This window comes from Bacillaceae bacterium S4-13-56 (assembly GCA_040191315.1).
GTDB lineage: Bacteria > Bacillota > Bacilli > Bacillales > JAWJLM01 > JAWJLM01.
Genome location: JAWJLM010000081.1, coordinates 1 through 17944, shown reverse-complemented (window position 1 = coordinate 17944; position 17944 = coordinate 1). Strand labels below are relative to the sequence as shown.

Sequence of the window (17944 nt, the reverse complement as noted above, 5' to 3'; positions counted from 1 at the left end):
TTTTGACTCCCCAATCTGGAAAACCAGTCAATAGAACGAGATTATTTATGAATTACTACTCTCCACTACCAACAAAAACACACTTCAAACACTCCTACGCCACAAAAAAAGAGTAAATAGCAACCACTATTCACTCAATCAATATAATAATATAACAACACACTAAAAGGACCCATACATACAGAACAAGAAATTCAACGTGAGAACCGTCCCTACGAACACTACTCCTTCAAGAAATACCTCTGCTTGGGCTTCGGAGGATAAAACACAATGGATGGCTGGGTAATTCTAATGTCTGGAAAGCCCGGAATACTAGGTACAGTGTTGGGGTCATAGAATTCATCTAAATCCACAAGCTTAAGGGCACCTGTTGAACAGGCCTCTACACAAGCCGTTGGGAGCCCTGCATCCTGCCTCGGATAACACATCTGACACTTACTCACCTTCTGCGTCTCCGAATCAAACTGTGGCGCCCCATAAGGACAAGCAGGTACGCAAAGCCCACACCCCGTACAAAGACTAGAATCAATCATCACCACACCATCATGCCGCTTCACAAACGCCCTCTCTGGACACACACGAAAACACTCAGGACTACTGCAATGATTACATGACATCGAAAGATTCACACCATCAGACAACTGAGAAACCTTTCGCCAACGAACATCTCCTCTCAACTGATTCTCATTCCGACAAGCCACCTCGCACGCGTAACACCCAATACACTCATCCGCGTGAAACAAAAATCCCTTTTGCTTATCCAATGCGCTCATCCCATTTCTTCAATCCAACATACGTATCATAATAATACACACTTGACGGCCGATTTTCCTCTCCATTTTCGAAAACAGGATCACCACCCACATGATCAAACATCACATCATTCTCCCAAACATCAACTGAAGATTCACGCCCAATCAACTGATTAATCGAATTCCTCCCACTCTGATTAACAACCAGCATATCCCGAGGAACCCCCTTACTCAACCGAACCTTCGCCTTCACCACTCCAAACTCATTATAAACCTCAACAAACGAGCCATCCCTCACACCCAACTGATCAGCCACACCCACATTCAACCCTACAACCGGCCCCTCTTCCTCAGAATGAAGCCAACTCACCAACTCAAATTGAGAATGAATCCTTAACAACGACTGCGGCGTAAACAATCGAAACGAAAGTTCACCCTTATCATCTACACCACTCTCGTCAAAACCAATTCTCTCACTCAATCCCACGTCAGGCACAAAGAATCGAAAACCCATATTCTTTGAAAAAAAAGTCGAATCTTCCGCTGCTTCGCCCTTAGAATTGCTCGCACCCCAGGGAACTGGCTTACGTTGATGGGAGCCCCTTCTCAAATCCTCCACACTGCTCAAACCATATAACTCTTTAATTTCTTCCGACAATTCCATTTCAATCCATTCTTCCGGCTCCCTATCCGAAGGAAACGTCGAAAACCCAGGTGAAAGTTCATTCAGCTTCCTCGTCAACTCTCGAGCAATTTGCAAGTCGCTTTTTGCCTCAAAATAAGGAGATATGGATTTTTCATTCAAAGATAACCAATAATGCCAATACCCTACATTCAAATCGGCCTCTTCAAAATGGCTCATAGCTGGAAGAACAAGATCTGATTGCTTAGCAGTTTCCGTCATAAATAGATCTACAGTTACCACAAGCTCTAAATCTTGAAATAGCTTCTTCCAGACATCTAAATTTTGATCTTGCGCTAAAACATTCCTTGAAGCAATCCATAACATCTTCAAAGGAGGATCTATAAAACTACTCACCTTATTAGGGAAATTAGATATATCTATTTCCCTGGACTTTTTTATTGTTGGATGGCTTTTCTCAGGTAAGTTATATAGATTGAGAGGGAAATTAAAGACATCCATATGAGCAAAATAGACTCCTCCATGTTTTCGATGTAAATTACCAGTTATAGCAACAAGAGAATTAATGGATCTTATTGCAGCCCATCCATTTTTTGATCGTTGAATACCAAAACCAATCAAAGTAGCTACTGGGACTTGTGACTGATAGAGAGAGGCTAGTTGTTCAATTATGGAAAGTTCAACTCCAGTGATGTGACAAACATCTGAAAGATCCACACTCTCTTCTATATATTTTTTGTAGGACTCCCATCCTTTTCCAACAGAAGAAGCAGAGTAGGCATCTCCTTTTTCCAGCAGCAGCTTGGCTATTCCATAGGTCAAAATTTCATCAGTTCCAGGTTTAATTTGAACATAAATATCTGCTCTTTGGGCTGTTTCTGTATACACAGGGTCAATAACGACAAGGGGCGCTCCATTCCTCTTCGCTTGATAAATAAATTTCATTTGGTGGATGTTCGTAACTGCTGGATTAGCTCCCCATATGACAATAAGCTTAGACTGAGTCATATCTTCCGGGTCCGGACTAATGTAATTTTCAAAGGAATCCTTCATAGCCTCCTCCCCTGTAGATACACACAGATTACCGACAGGCTTGGTGTGAGGTCCTATACTATTAAACATCCCTTCTACGGCATAATGTAATAACCCTAAATTCCCAGAAAATTTATTGAACCCACAGGCAAGATTGGAACCATAACGTTCATTTAACTCTAGTATTTTATTAGCAATTTTTTCATAAGCTTCTCCCCAAGTAATTCGTTTCCAATTTCCCGATCCTCTTGGAGTTTGTAACAGTGGGTATTTAATGCGGAGTGGATTATAAGTATATTGGGTATAAGCATACCCTTTGGCGCATAGATGTCCCTGTGTGTATCCGTGTTCAGGATCCCCCGTCACTTTTATAAGCTTTCCATTATTGACATAAGATAGCATCGAGCAGGTACCATAGCAGTTTCTCGGACAGGCATTCCGATAAATTTTTGTTTCCATCCTAATCCCACCTTGTCTTAGGTTTGTTTTCCATATGCTACAGTTTCTAATGCTGACTTACACTTTATGAAGTTGCTTAATTTTAAGAGCAGCCGAGATATTGAGACGTGTTTCTACATCATCTAACTTTTGTTGCAGGACTTCCTCTATTTTTTTGATTCGATATCTTAGTGTATTTTTGTGGATAAACATTGCATCGGATGTACGCTTAAGATCAAATTGATTTTTGGCTAATTGTTCAATAGTGATCATAAGCTCTTTACCAACATCTAATGCCTCTATTCTTCCAAGAACATGGAAATAAAATTCCTTTAAGTCTTGTAAATCATGCTTATATAAAATTCTTTCTAAACCTAAATCCTCGAAGAAAGGGAGTGAAATGTTTAATAATAGACCTAGCTCATAGGCCACTTTAGCTTCTTGGTAGCTCCGAAAGATTTCAACTGGGTTCTCATAGGTTCTCCCAATTCCACATCGAACTCGATCTTCCAATTGTGTATCTTTTGTTTGGTTTAAAATAAAGTGAATGAGTTGTGTTAAATCTTCTTTTTGATTATCACTTTGGGTCACCGTTGGAAAAATGACGGTAACTTCATTTCTTTTTTTCAATAAAATAGGTGTGAATTGATGTTGAGTTAAAGCCTTTTTTACGACATAAAATAAGGCTTCTATCAAATTCTTATCATCTGTATACATATTGTATTCCTCAATAGAAAACACAATAACAGTCATAGGTTCCTCAAAATCCCATCTCCATAAATGACCGTAGGAAACAATATCTGCTTTTTCCTTCATATTGCCGTAGAGAAGATTATATAAAAAAGCATCCTTATAACGTTTTTTCTCTTTTACAATCTCCACATTTTTTTTAATGTTCATGGAACATAACGAGGTTGCTAATTTAAGAAGAGAAGTTTCCATTTTTTGAGGATTACCAACAGCAAAAAGGAATCCTTCTACTTTTTGATCAAAAGATATAATACATCTCAAAGCAGATTCCTTTTCATTTTTGGTGACAAGAAAACACTCATGTAGCATGGGATCCTCTTGATAAGGGGATGGCTCCACCATAACTTGAAGACTATCATTCTTATATTCAAATTGACTCATAGAGAGGATATGATAAAGGGAATCAGTGATGATAACGGGAGTGTGTAACAACGTAGACAATGCATCAGAAATACCATTGAGTCCATTATTAGATGCAGTAAGTAAATCCTCTACAAAGTTTGGAACAATGTAATCATCATTCATAGCAATCAACCCTCCTATGATACTTCTATTCTAAGGATATCTCATAAAACACCTTTCAACAATCACCTTCACACAATCGTTAGAAATAAGGAAAATTTTAGGGTGTGCTGGCAGACGTGCTGGTGGGGACGGTTCTCACCAACACACTACTGCGTATTACAAGATACCGTGTTGGTGAGAACCGTCCCTATCAGCACAACAAAAAACCGACCCCCCTACCCTTATCGGGTTTGGGGGTCGGTTTAAGTTAGTAAGAGGGTGTTAATTTACGATCCAATGGTATAAAAGACGTATCGGCTAATTCCCTCGGCAACTACTAAGACTGCTAAGACGACATGGACGAGGGAGAAAGATACTTTTTGTTTCATCGAGGCTAAGGCTACATATCCTAGCAAGGCTAACCCAGCGACTTCTACAATCCAGCGTAGGGCAACTGTTCCCTGGAACCCGTCTAAAGCTTCAGCTGCTGTAGCCCCATTAATCATATTGATATCAAACGTACCTGTTGAAAATACAGCAAGGCCAACTAACTGAACAGCTACACCAAGGATAGCTACATAAAATGACTGTTTTATTAAGCCTTGTGTCAATTCCTGGTTCTCTTTTCTTAACATTGGAACAATCATACTCGCACCCAACACTGGCCCAAGAACTAAAGCAGTTCCATAAAAGGAAGTATACGTATTAATGGAATTCCAGCCATTAACAAAGGTATTCGCATAAATCGCACTCATTGTAAACACCGTTCCAAGACCTACTAAAAAGGTTACCAACAGAAAGTGTGGATTGACTTTTTTCTGAACAAATACAAGACCTGTTGTTATACAAACCAAAGCTATAAAGATTCCAGTTAATAAAATTTCTCTACTCATCCAGGACGATCCTAGATGACGCAAGGTGTTAAGAGCATTTAAGGGTGTCCCTAGGTGCGCAAACGATGCAACTAACCCAACTAAGGAAAGCCCCGAAACTACTAGCAATGGCACCTTGTATAATAAAAAGGTTTTGGATTCCTCCATTTTGGATAACTTCCAATAATAAACCCATAACATAAACACTCCACCTACAGCTGCTTGCACGCAGATGGTGTATATGAGTAATGCCCATTCATTCATGGTAATCCCTCCTTTTAAAATTTAATAATGAATAACGATATTTGGCTTCGTCAAAGAGGCACTCGGCATTCCTTTGATTTCGTTCACATTTCCATATTTCGCACGAAGCTCATCAATTGGACCAAACTCAATGGCGCGCATGATGCAAGAGTCAACGCAGACAGGATTTTCCCCTTTTTCTCTCAAGTCAAGGCAGGTGTCACACTTAGTCATCTTCCCAGCTGCTTCATCATATTGGGGTCCTTCATATGGACAATTCCATTCACAATAACGACAGCCTACACACTTTGACTCATCCACTACAACTACTCCATCTTCCTCACGCTTGTGCATTGCCATAGTTGGACAACCTTTCACGCAACCCGGTTCATCACAATGGTTACACGCTATGGAAATATGATAGGTATAGGGTTTGGGAAAAGTCCCTTCTTCAAAATCATAGACTCTTCGAAAATTTCTTCCTACTTCTAAGTCATTTTTGTCTTTACAGGCTACTGTACATGTTTTACATCCGATACATTTTTTTACATCTATAAAAAATCCCATTTGAGCCATGATTTACACCCTCCTTTTCTTAAAATTTTATAATACGTTGCTCCCACTTCACGTCTTCTTCTAATGGTTCTCCAGTCCATTTTTCTAAATTACAAACTGCAGTGTTCCATCCAGAGGTACCAAAACCAGTAGCATTAGGGCCACATAACATGTTGTCAGCACCGGCTTTATCGACACCTAGTTCTTCATCCATTTCCACCCATGCACCATGTGGTAGACCAATAACTCCTGGCATCATCGTTTCAGTAAGCTTAGCTGGACGTAACACTTTTCCATAATTATTGGAAAGCAATACAGTATCCCCGTCCCTAATACCAAGTTTTTTTGCATCGCTAGCATTCAAGAATACCGGGTTAGGCCATGCCTCTCTCAACCACTGGACATTATCAAATGTACTATGCGATCTACGTAAGTAATGAGGATTATAAACTTGGAATGGATACTTCCCTTTCTTTTTTGCTTCCCAATTACTAAATGTGTCTTCATAGCCCTGTGGTTTAGGTATATATTTTGCTATTGGAGATTGTTCTGTCCAGTTTTTCTTTGAATTCTCTGCAATCGTATTACAATAGATTTCGAATTTACCAGATTCCGTACTTAAAGGATTATTTTCTGGATCCTCAATGAAATCTTGATAGGCAATATAACTGTACTGATCATTTGGTTTTCTTTCAATTTGATAAATTCCCTTATCGATAAACTCTTGCAAGCTTATTCTTCCTTTTTGAGGCTTACCTTCAACACCCCACTCAGCTATATCCTTAGCTGTGATCGTTAGTAAAGGTTCAAAATTAACACCTTGTTTGTCGATTACCTGAGTTTGCGCTAATTGATTAAAGAAAGCTTGCTTTTCGTCAAATGGATAAAGTTCTTTAGAGTCTTTTCCTAACTTTTTCATTAACTCACTAGCAATCCATATATCACTTTTTGCTTCATATAGCGGTTCCGTTATTTTAGTGTGAACTATTATCATTTCTTGATTTCCTGTCAGTAGTCCACCTTCTCTTTCCCATTCCGTAGTGACTGGTAAAACTACATCTGAATATTTGGCATTTGTGTTAAGCACATAAGCATTGGAGACAACAAATTCAACTTTACGTGCCGCCTCAATTCCAGATGTAATATCTATTCTAGTTTGCATAGTTGCATTAAACTGATGATACATCATTTGGATATTAATTTTTCTTTCCCCTTCATCTTGCTGATAAAATTTTCCATCAAGGACAGCCTGAAAGATTTCATTATGATTGATTCGATGTGTGACAGGATTGGTTGGCGGTGATGGATATCCTGTTCCCCCAGCTTTTAGCAAGGATGGCCCACCATTAGCTGCTTGTTGGTGACAGCTCACTCCAGTCATGCTACCTGATTTCCCCATGTGACCAGTCATAATTCCAAGAGTGGCAAAAGAATGAACCCATCCTTCTCCCTCGTTAATACGTGCAGGTGCCCATCCGGTTAATAAAGCAACACGGTTAGTACCTCCAATTTCTCTTGCTAACTCCCTGATTCTAGTAGGTTTAACCCCACTAATTTCTGATGCCCAGTCAGCAGTTTTTGGTTGACCGTCGTAGGTACCTAATATATAATCCTTAAAATTTTCTTTTGGATCTGCACCTTTTGGCATATGTTCTTCATCAAAGCCAATCGAATATTTAGTTAGAAACTCCCAGTCAACTAAAGGATTGGTAGTTGGATCATCTTCTTCTAACAAAGTATGCATAATGCCTAACGCTAGAGCATGATCTGTTCCAGGACGAATTGGCACCCAGTCAGCATCTACTAAACTAGCAGTAGGATTATAGAATGGATCAATAGAAATGAATCTTGCCCCAGCTTTTTTGGCTTGTAAAAAGTGATAAGCAGGATTACCTGCACTACTCCAAGCAGGATTTGTACCCCATAACACAATAAGTTGGGAGTTTTTAATGTCAAAGCGATCATTGATTCCAGTACCCCACCAATTTACTCCGATCATTCCTGGTACAAATGTCCATGCTCCTAATGATGTCGTTCCCCAATCTGTTGTACAACCTCCTGTTGTGGAGAGCACCTTCGTTATCTCTCCACCTCCAGTTGCCCAAATAGACTCATTTCCATACTTTTCGGAAATTCGTTTCGTTTCACTAGAGACAATATCTAATGCTTCGTCCCATGAAATACGAACCCATTGATCTTTGCCGCGTAATTCTTTCTTTCCTCCACCTGGTTCCCAATTCTTTCTCTTCATTGGATACTTCAGACGATCTGGTCCGAAGACTTGTTGTCTTTGAGACCGACCACGAAGACATCCACGCTGTTGTGGAAAGTCTGGGCTATCTGGGTGAGTATCATCCGTTTTCTGACGAATAACAACCCCATCTTTCACAAGAACTTTGTTCAAACATCGACCTCCACAGTTGTGCCAGCATGCAGCCGTCTTCCATACTTCTTCCTCAGAACCGCTTTCTACATCATTGCTTCCTTCAGCTTTTACCAACCCTCTAGAAACAGGGATAGCAGCCGTTGCAGCTAACGCAGAGGACCAGCCAATGAAAGACCTTCGAGACATTTTAAACTCTTTTGCCTTTTGAAATAGATCCAGCATGGTAAATCTCCTTTCATTCTAGTTTTTTTGTACAATTTCTATGTTCAAAAGTTCATGAAGAACTTCTGAATCCAAGGTTAAAAAGTGTTTTAAAATTTTCGCCATACCGATATAAAAACCTGTCTCGGCATTTTTTATCATATTGTTTGAAAAAGTAGGTCCGAATTTTAATAAGTGCTTCTTTAAAAATTTGTCTTGCTCCTGAAGTAGGTAGGATAATAGTTCAACGCTATCCTTTGAACTACTATTTTCCAATTGTAAAGCAAGGGAATTTAGATGATACATAAAATCCAGTTCTAGTCCTATATGGTCATCTGCCTCTAAGTTGAATTCCTTTACCTCATAATTAAATTTTTTATAGGTTCTACGAACGTCCATGGTTAACTCTTGAAATAGCAGTTGATTTTTTCTTGTGTAATAAGACTCCCAAGGTGGGACTGTTAGCTCAAAAGGTCCAATAGTCATTCTAGTAAAATCCCAGTGAAGGTCTTCAAAAATAACTTTATTGTTAACGACATCATGTTGTTGGAGATACTTTTGAATGTCCCATACCCCTTCTTGAATTCCAGGTGAATCATATAGGAATGGAAATTGATTAATCATATTTCTTTGCACAAATGGTTTGAGATACTCTTGGGAAGGTTCTTCTAGGAAAAATCTTCGCAAAATGTCGTAAGCATATTTCCTTGCAAATAGAACTTCAGAAACATCAGAAACGGCCATTTGCATTTGCAATGTCATAGTTAAATTCTCCTCTCGTCTTTTTTTCTAAAATATCTTCTATGTGAAACAGGTCCGGTTTCGTCCAGCTTAATCCAACTTCTCGAATGAAGGACTCTCCTCGGTCTTCTTCGACTACATTGGAAGAAATCGCAATCTCCACATTTTTATTTCTCAAATAAGGGATTGCTTCTACCGAAAACTGAATAAAAGAATACTCATCATTTTCTTCAAAAGGAATCTTCTTTTTTATCAAGGTAGGTTTAATTCTATCTCTGTCCTTACCGAATCCTTTAGCTGTCTTAAAGTAATAATCTCTATTTGAAAATAGATAAGTTGAATCAAGAGTTTCATTTACATTTTGTTGATAAATTTGCCCCGTATATTTGTTTACTAATGAGCAATAATGGACACCCAGTTTTAATTCATTCTCCAAAGCAAAATCGACCAGATCTAAACATTCCTTTTCACTATCTGCAACAGCTAATCCCCCTGCATACCAATAATTGTAATACATTTCGTAAGGTGGGTTTTTCAGTTCAAAACCTCTCTCTGTAAAGGCGTTTGCATTTCCTAATGGAAAACAAAATTCTAATAGATTAATTCCAAAAATCTCTAACTTCTCCAGTTCTAAAAGTAGTTTCTTCATCTCTTCCACTGTTCCAGGAATGACCGGCATTTCTACTAAGACATCTGGTATGTAGTTTTTTGCCAGCTTAATTTGTGAAAGAATATGGCTTATTTTTTGCAGAGAGTCTTCCATTTTAATGCTAAATCGGATTTCATTAAGATTAGCCGTCTTCAATTGTTCCAGTGTCTCTATATCTAATAAATCACCTGTCGTGTAAAGGCGAGTATGGGTATCAGGGGTTAGTTGATTGGCTAACTCAAAGAACTCAATGGTCTCTTTTTTGAAAAGAAGAGGCTCTCCCCCCGTTAAGGCAAGATGTCTTAAGGTAATCCCTCGATCTAATAATCGAGTGAGTTCTTCGTTGATGTCTTTTTGTTGGTTGACGTGAATTTGATAGTCATCTTGGTTGGGATTGAAACAAAAGTAACATTTCCGATGGCATTTCAAAGAAGGATAAGTTGTATAGCTTCCCACCCCGGTTTGACACGCTTCACACGCACTTGAAATTCGATTGGTAACTACACTTTTGTTTTGGTTTCTTACGGTAGCTCCCTTTTTCCGTAATTCCTCTAGCCGTCTATCTTTTTCATATTTAGAAACCCTCTTTTGAAGAGGAACTCCAAAAGTCTCGATTTGTTCTAAAGTGGACTGCTCGATATTTGTGTAAATTTGAGCATATTGAGAAAAACTTCGATTTTTTATCATGTGAATGGTATCGAGAGTGATATCTTTTAACATGTGTGTTCACTCCTTTAGTTTGTCTTTTCTCAAAATTAGTAAGTGAATTATTTCACAATCTAATTATAAATGGAGTCCGTATAGGAAGATATGTACTCAGAAAACAAAAAAAAACCCTTATTTTTGAACAGATATACAAAAATAAGAGGAATAGCTCTGATAAGGAAGGTGGGCCCTTCCAACAACTTTGTTTAAGTTAAGGATAAAGTGAAACTTCAATCAGTGGCTGTCCCCACTGATTGTTAGCACCCATCTAAGGGCCCTTGCACCAATCGGGAATTTACGAACAGCCAACCATGAAGCAAGCTTCACCACAAGGATGGGGAAAATTAATGTTTTATTTGCATCGGAGTTTATCCCCCGCTTACTCTTTTCGTTTCCCTTAAGACGTGACTTGAAGTGGGGATATACTGCCCGTTCTTGCGGGATAAAATTCATTGTTTTGATCATAATAGTTGTGAGACGCGAATTATTTGAGGTGGGATTTTTGTGCAGAATGATGTTTCTAGTCAGAACATAAATGTTTTTAAAGTGTCTGCGACCTACATTGGTACGGTTGTGGGTGCAGGTTTTGCTTCGGGGCAAGAGGTTTTACAATTCTTTAGCGCCTACGGCCTCAGTGGAATAACTGGGATTATACTGGCTACGGTCCTATTCTTCTTTTTTGGATATACCATATTACTGATTGGACAAGCATTGAAAGTCGAGTCTTATGTAGAGGTCATCCGATTTTCTAACGGAAAAATATTGGGTACAGTCATAGATATTATCATAACAATTTTTCTTTTTGGTGCATTATCCGCGATGATTGCGGGAGCAGGGGCCATTTTTGAAGAACAGTTTCATTTATCATCCTTATGGGGAACAACACTCATGGCGATCATCTCTTTTTTTACCGTCTTGTCTGGAACAAAAGGTGTCATCAACGCGATTAGCTATGTAGTTCCCGTTCTTTTAGCATCGGTTTTATTTATAGCTGTTTACACAATTATAAAAAATCCAATATCGACTGAAGATATTGAAATGGCAGGAGCAATAGGTGGTGCTGCTCCTAACTGGTTCATATCTGCTTTGAATTACGCTTCCTACAACCTAGTAATAGCTGTTGCTGTCCTTGCGCCAATGGGAGCAAGAACAGAAAAGAAAAAAACACTATTTTGGGGAGCACTCTTAGGAGGAGCAGGTCTTGGAATAGGTATTTTAGCAATTTTCTTTAGTATTTTGACAACCATTGATACTGTCGCAACTTTAGAGGTACCCATGATAAAGATCTCTTCTACTATTGCCTCTTTTGTTCCCTTACTATTTGCCATTGTCCTTTTTGCTGAGGTCTATACAACTGCAGTTGGAAACCTCTATGGTTTTGTAACCAGAATGAATTTCATTCCTAATCGTTTTCGTCTTTGGATTATTGTCGGAACTACCATAGCTGCATTTTTAGTCAGTCAAGTTGGTTTCTCCGCCATGGTAAAATACCTCTATCCCGCAGTGGGGTATGGTGGACTCTTATTCTTAGCAGGTATGATTTATGTGTGGATTAAAAAAAGATCCGAACTTTTTAAATAAAATTACCCCCACCTCAAATCTCAAATAAACGAGAAGAGTAGGTGGGGGATTAAAATAAATTAATTTTTTTAGGAACTTAATACGCTCCTTTTTATCCTCGGATTCCCTATCGTACAGATTGGAATTAAGTCATTCTGTTTCCTAACGTTTATCCGAATTACGACCGTTTTTTTCGGGACCAAAATAATTTAGACAATAACAAAGGGAATGATGAAAGCAGTTGCCATCATTAATCAAATGTTATCAAATAGTGGTTTATCATTTCCCGTAGAGTTCAGCTTGCCTAAACAATTCGGGAATCCTAGTTTGATCCAGTGTTACATAACTCCCTGTTAATAGCGCTAGAGCTTTATAATAATTACTCCGAGCGGAAGTTTTTACATCTTGACAGAAAGCGGGTACCCATTGTGTTAAGTGTTCCCCTAGTAATCGCTGCTCAAATTGCATCGAAATTAAGACAGCCTCTTTGTCATCCTTTTTCCAAGCCTCGTGTTCCATATTAGTAAAAAGAGCCATACCTTCTAATTCTGCACTAATATGATCCGGCATTTGGGGAGGATTAACTTCTAGCCCCACCTCACTGTAAAGATTTTTGACAGCTAGGGTTGTTTTTCCCATTAAATACCCAAAACTCCCGTCTTCAAGCTTTTCCCGGTAGCAAGCTTCATAAGGAGGGCAGGGAAGGTGATCCGGCCCGACAAATAATCGGGTAAACTCCACTCGCCACTCGGTCAATGGCTGCCCTTGCTTTGGCCACTCCTCTTCAAAAAAACTTTCCAGTAACTGCAAGCCCGTTGATAGTTCTGGATTCTCGGGGTTCATGCGGTTTAGGTAGTGTTTCATTTCAACTAAGAGGCTTGACTCAGCCTGAACTTGATCAAAAAGCTCTTGAGTTGGTTCGGTCCAGAGCAGGGCGAGAGTCCGATAGACCGCTTGCCGATTGGAAGCCATCTCCATCAGTGCTTTTTTCTTAATAAGCGTGAGACTGGGTTGCATGCCCTTCGCCTCCCTTATTAGTAGAGTGTTCTTTATTTTTTGGAACAAATAGGACATAGGAACCCAAGGTGTAGATAAGCGTAATTAAAGCTAAGACTCCTATAATTATTGATATTTCCACCCAGCTTGGCGTGTAAGATCCTAGGGTTGCCCAAATATTTGGTACAACCTCACGTCCAGTCTGGAAACTGTCAGGTAAATTATATTTTCCTAAAGTCACACCGGGTGCATAGTCAAGCAACGGTAGTAACAAGGATGAAAATAACAACCAGACCCGTTTGAAGAATACGCCAATGACCACCAGCGCCGAAGCTAAAACAATCAAGGTCATATTTTCCCGATTTTTGCGGAAGATGAGAATCATAAAGGGAATAAAGGCTCCTAAAATGACTTCACCCCAGAAAAACGGTGCTAGACTTCCCGTCAGCATTTGATTGGTATAGGCCATCAGTCTCTCTTCAGCCGGGAATAGAGCTGTTAAAACTTCGGAGAAAACAAAGAAGACATCGACGGCTATGAATACACAGAGTAACCCAGCTAAGGTAGAAATCAGGGTTTTTTTGACTTCAAATAGACGAAACTTATTTAAAGCAACGATAACTACTAGCAATAACGCCAAGCCTGAAGCCAAGGCTGAAGAGACAAATAAAGGTGCCATTAGGGCGCTATGCCATGTTGGACGGGCGATTTGCAGACCAAAAATCCAAGCTGTTACCGAGTGGACAAGAACGGCAACTGGTAAGGCTATACTCGATAAGATTTTAATTGCTTTTTCGTTAGGGTTGGGCCTAGTCATATGATACAAGTAGAACAAAGAGATACCCAAATAGATGGTTATTATAAATACATCCCAGATTAAGGGTGAATTGAATTCTGGATGAATGAATAGGTTTAGTATTCTTTCGGGACTCCCTAAATCGACCACAATCAACAGCGCTGCTGCTATGATACAAACAGTAGAAAGAAGCACTGCGGGCTTTGCAATCGCTTTAAATTGTTTGATATTAAATACTGTGGCCGAGGAAGAAACGATCAATCCACCGGCTGAAAGTCCGACAAAGAACATAAATCCAGTAATATAGAGGCCCCAGGATACAATGTTATTCATACCTGTGACAACCAAACCCTGAGTAAGCTGATAGATCCAAGCACCTATCCCTAATAAACTCAAAATCCCTAAGGTTACTGTCCAAGCATTAATCATTCTTTTTAGTGGCATAAAGCTTGCCTCCTTTCTAACGAATATAATAGACTTGCGGCTTAGTCCCTTTATCCTCTAAGAGCCTCTCCGTATTGTGCTCCCGGATCAGACGGGAAACCTCGCTCGTAGGATCATTAAGATCCCCGAAATGCCTAGCCCCCTGCGGACAAGATTCGACACAGAAAGGCAGCTCTCCCTTATTTGTACGATGCTCACAAAACGAACATTTTTCGACGACCCCACGTTTCCGTTTGGGAGTATCAGCAGCCCCCACATCATGACTAGGAATATTTTCTGGCTCCTGCCAGTTAAACACCCGTGCATTATATGGACAAGCTGTCATGCAATAGCGGCAACCAATGCAGCGATCATAATCAATCAAGACACGTCCGTCCTCTGCCTTATAAGTTGCCCCGACAGGACAAACTTTAACACAAGGTGCATTTTCGCAATGCTGGCAAGCAATTGGAATATGAGTCATTTCCACATAAGGATATTCTCCCTTGGGAGTATCCATATGGGGACCACCCATGGTTTCAACCCGGTTCCAGGACATGCCCAACGGTACATTGTTCTCTAGCTTACAGGCAACTGAGCATGTGTGACAGCCGACACAACGTCTTAAGTCAATGACCATGCCGTATTTTATCTGAGCCATGAATTACACCTCCTCGGCCTTTTTAAAATCAATGCGAACATCGGAGAAGCTGAAGTTTGTAGTTTCCGGTTTAATCTTGGCATGGGTTAGCTCCTGATGATGCCCCTTAATATAATATTCGTCCCACCAACCTTGATCTAGGTTGACCATTCCAGGGCGAATAGCTTCACTAAACACGGATTTAACAACGACGTGTCCTCGGTCGTTAAAGAGCTCAACCACATCCCCATCCTTAATTCCCCGTTCCTTGGCATCTTTAGGATTGACATGGACTGTCGGCTCAGGACTTAGTTCAAGCAACCAAGGAACATTGCAATATGTGGAATGAATCCTGAAACGGTTATGCTGAGTATTAAAGACTAGCGGATATTTCTTTGCCTCAGGACTATCCGGTCCGGCTTCAATTGGCCACTTGTGATAAGGCAGCTCCTGTCCGTAGGTTAAGGCTTTTTCCGAATAAAACTCAACCCTACCAGATTCAGTTTTAAACCCATCTTGATACGGAATAAACGGACGAGGAAAGGCCCGGGCCATACCATCTCTTTTGAGTTTTTCCATTGTTACTCCGGCTTTTTTAAAGGCGGGATCATCAATGAAAGCTCTACTTTGTTCTTCCGGACTTCCCTGGAAATATTGGCCAAAACCAAGACGCTCAGCTAACCCTTTCCAAATTTCCCAGTCTGGTTTGGCTTCTCCTTGAGGTTCAATCGCTTTATGTCGGTAAAGGAAGAAAGGCATCTCTCCGCCCATCACGATTTCTTCTGTTTCATACCAGTGCGCTACTGGCAAAACGATATCCGCATATTTTACACTCGGTGTATAAAATAAATCAGCTACGACAACCATATCAAGCTTTGGTAATACTTCCTGAATCCAGCGATTACGGTCTGTTAACTGGTTCATAAAGTTGCTGCACATAGCATAAAGGACTTTGGTTTTTCCTTGGTCAACATCATCATAGATATTGATTAACCGCTTATTGGTATAGAATGTCCCTGCAGGGAAGAGCCACCCTGGATTCGTCAATTCAAAAGGACCAAAGAACAAGTTCTGAATGTTGCCGCTTTTGCCGAAATTCCCTGTCATGGCTAGCAGGGTGGCAATCCCCTGGCCAATGATATCACCGTTGTAGTAACGGTCAATCCCCATACTCCCTCGGATTCCGCCAGGTTTAATGGTAGCAAACATTTTTGCAGCCTTACGAATATCCTCAGCTGGCAGATCACAAATTTCGGCTGCCTTTTCCGGAGTATATTCATCCGTCAACTTTTTAAGCAAAACAAAAGATGTGTTGCAGTTTACTCCGTCTATTTCTTGACTTGCTTCTAAAGCAGGTTTAACTCCCGGAGTATCGAATGCTTTGGCTGTACGGCTCACAGAGTCCCAGACCATGTATTTCCCATCTGCACTCTTTAGGAACTTTTTGTCATCTTCCCGGACCAAGAATGGTGCAACGGTACTTTTCAAGACGAAATCCAAATCATATAATTTTTCACTGATTATTACTTGTAGCATACTCAAAGCTAAAACCGGATCGCTACCTGGCTTCACTGGAAGCCAAAGGTCCGCTTTGGAAGCCATGGTCGAAAACCTTGGATCGACCACAATCAATTTACATCCATTTTCACGTGCATCATTGATAAATTTTGTACTCTGAACCTGGCTTTCCGCCATACTGCTGCCCCAGAGAATCAAGACTTTACAATTTTTCCAATCGACCGGTTCGTTGGACGTAGCCCCAAAGGCCGGACCTCCAACCACCGTGCTGAAGCCGTGCAGCATGGCTTCATCAATGCTTCCTCCGTAAACGCTTCCTTCCAGTAACCCAGCAAAACGCAATATTCCACCGAATCCTCCGTTGAGGATGCCGTAATTCCCTGAACCTCCATAAAGAGCCACAGATTCTTTACCGTGTTGCGCTTGTGTATCCTTGAATTTTTGTGCAATTGTATTTAGGGCTTCATCCCAGGAAATCGGTTCCCATTTACCTGAACCTCTTTCCCCTACTCTTTTCAGCGGTTGCGTTATCCGGTCCGGATGATAAATCCGTTGAACATGAGTTAACCCTCTCAAACACACACGATTATATTCTTCATCTTCTTTAGGGAATGGCCCCATTTCAGTTTTTACAACCTTACCATCCCTCACAGTCACTAAGTGCGAACACGTTTGCCAGCAGTTAGGAGAGCAGACACTCCGTACTTTTTTCTCGTTGACTGTGGGTGCGGAAATGGCAGTAGCTTGTTTGAACCAGATTGAGGATCCAGTTCCTGCTAAACCCAGTGCGCCAAACGCGGCTGAACCTTTGAGAAATCCGCGCCGGGAAATATCAAAACGTTGAAGTTCATTATCTTGCATCATATAACCTCCTTCTCACAAATTCTCATCTTCTTTCGAATAAACCAAAGCACCTTTAGAATGGCTAACGGATAAACGTAAATGTGATTGTGAGTTGTTTCACCTCCTTAGTTCAATGCCTTTATTCGTAAAATAAGCAGAACAAAATGGCACATTGTTGAGATTTTTACGTCTTTTATTGCCAGCTTACCTTAACGAACAGAGTACATAGATAGTGCCCTCTTTAATTTCAATAGGATTTAGGGATTAGCGGACTTTGACGGTTCAAGGCTTTCTTGAATTATCTTTCAAAGTAGGGAACCCCATCTTTCCACTCCAACTAATTAATTCTGATGCTATAAAGCAAAACAAACTCTTTTGTTCACAACCCATTATAAATGCAATCTAGGAAGGAATATATGTACTTAGATAACAAAAAATCCCACTCAATTTTGAACCGATGTCCAAAAATAAGAAGGAATTATTTCATGAACAGACATTCATACCCAAACCTCAAATCTTAAGTAAAACGATAAGAGTAAGTGGATAAACTGCCGTGAAAATAAAACATTAAATTTTTCATCCTTGCTGGTGAAGCCTGCTTTATGGTTGGCTGCCAATAAATGCGGAATAAAGGAACTACGGTTCACGTGGGCTCAAAGCATGCGAGTCCGTTCGGTGTTGCGACAAATGTTTTCGG

The 17944-nt window shown here is 40.2% G+C and carries 13 protein-coding genes; 1 reads left to right on the top strand and 12 read right to left on the bottom strand.

Features of this window, described 5'->3' with window-relative positions:
* Positions 1-221: 221 nt before the first annotated feature.
* The 8 genes from RZN25_15805 to RZN25_15770 form a co-directional block, all read right to left on the bottom strand.
* Entirely contained in the window at positions 222-617 is a 396-nt protein-coding gene (locus RZN25_15805; protein MEQ6378278.1) for a 4Fe-4S dicluster domain-containing protein, read from the bottom strand.
* 139 nt (positions 618-756) lie between these two features.
* On the bottom strand, positions 757-2886 hold the full coding sequence (locus RZN25_15800) for a molybdopterin-dependent oxidoreductase (protein ID MEQ6378277.1): 2130 nt from the start codon (positions 2884-2886) through the stop codon (positions 757-759).
* A 57-nt stretch (positions 2887-2943) separates the two neighbouring features.
* Positions 2944-4140 carry a helix-turn-helix domain-containing protein gene (locus RZN25_15795; protein ID MEQ6378276.1) on the bottom strand — a complete coding sequence of 399 codons (1197 nt, stop codon included), beginning with the start codon at positions 4138-4140 and terminating at the stop codon, positions 2944-2946.
* Positions 4141-4406: 266 nt separating this feature from the next.
* Positions 4407-5255 carry a DmsC/YnfH family molybdoenzyme membrane anchor subunit gene (locus RZN25_15790; GenBank protein ID MEQ6378275.1) on the bottom strand — a complete coding sequence of 283 codons (849 nt, stop codon included), beginning with the start codon at positions 5253-5255 and terminating at the stop codon, positions 4407-4409.
* 21 nt (positions 5256-5276) lie between these two features.
* Positions 5277-5810, bottom strand: a complete 534-nt coding sequence (locus tag RZN25_15785; protein MEQ6378274.1) for a DMSO/selenate family reductase complex B subunit — start codon at positions 5808-5810, stop codon at positions 5277-5279.
* 19 nt (positions 5811-5829) lie between these two features.
* A complete protein-coding gene (locus RZN25_15780) occupies positions 5830-8397 on the bottom strand; it encodes a molybdopterin-dependent oxidoreductase (GenBank protein ID MEQ6378273.1) in 2568 nt (855 codons plus the stop codon).
* Between the two features lie 18 nt (positions 8398-8415).
* Positions 8416-9138, bottom strand: a complete 723-nt coding sequence (locus RZN25_15775; GenBank protein MEQ6378272.1) for a molecular chaperone TorD family protein — start codon at positions 9136-9138, stop codon at positions 8416-8418.
* Positions 9107-10486, bottom strand: a complete 1380-nt coding sequence (locus RZN25_15770) for a radical SAM protein (protein ID MEQ6378271.1) — start codon at positions 10484-10486, stop codon at positions 9107-9109. The genes RZN25_15775 and RZN25_15770 overlap by 32 nt, the downstream gene beginning before the upstream one ends.
* A gap of 489 nt (positions 10487-10975) precedes the next feature.
* On the opposite strand from RZN25_15770, the gene RZN25_15765 reads away from it, so the two are divergent.
* Positions 10976-12052: a hypothetical protein gene (locus tag RZN25_15765; protein MEQ6378270.1), complete on the top strand. Its 1077-nt coding sequence runs from the start codon at positions 10976-10978 to the stop codon at positions 12050-12052.
* Between the two features lie 258 nt (positions 12053-12310).
* On the opposite strand, the gene RZN25_15760 is transcribed toward RZN25_15765, so the two are convergent.
* The 4 genes from RZN25_15760 to RZN25_15745 are packed head-to-tail and all read right to left on the bottom strand — an operon-like array spanning position 12311 to position 17265.
* Positions 12311-13048, bottom strand: coding sequence for a molecular chaperone TorD family protein (locus RZN25_15760; GenBank protein ID MEQ6378269.1), 738 nt, complete (start codon positions 13046-13048; stop codon positions 12311-12313).
* Complete coding sequence (nrfD, locus tag RZN25_15755; GenBank protein MEQ6378268.1) at positions 13023-14267, bottom strand: NrfD/PsrC family molybdoenzyme membrane anchor subunit; 1245 nt, start codon at positions 14265-14267, stop codon at positions 13023-13025. Before nrfD ends, RZN25_15760 begins: the two co-directional genes overlap by 26 nt.
* Before the next feature lie 16 nt (positions 14268-14283).
* Positions 14284-14907: a 4Fe-4S dicluster domain-containing protein gene (locus tag RZN25_15750; protein ID MEQ6378267.1), complete on the bottom strand. Its 624-nt coding sequence runs from the start codon at positions 14905-14907 to the stop codon at positions 14284-14286.
* Between the two features lie 3 nt (positions 14908-14910).
* Positions 14911-17265 (bottom strand): molybdopterin-dependent oxidoreductase, encoded by a 2355-nt coding sequence (locus RZN25_15745; protein MEQ6378266.1) that lies wholly within the window; start codon positions 17263-17265, stop codon positions 14911-14913.
* Between the last annotated feature and the right edge of the window lie 679 nt (positions 17266-17944).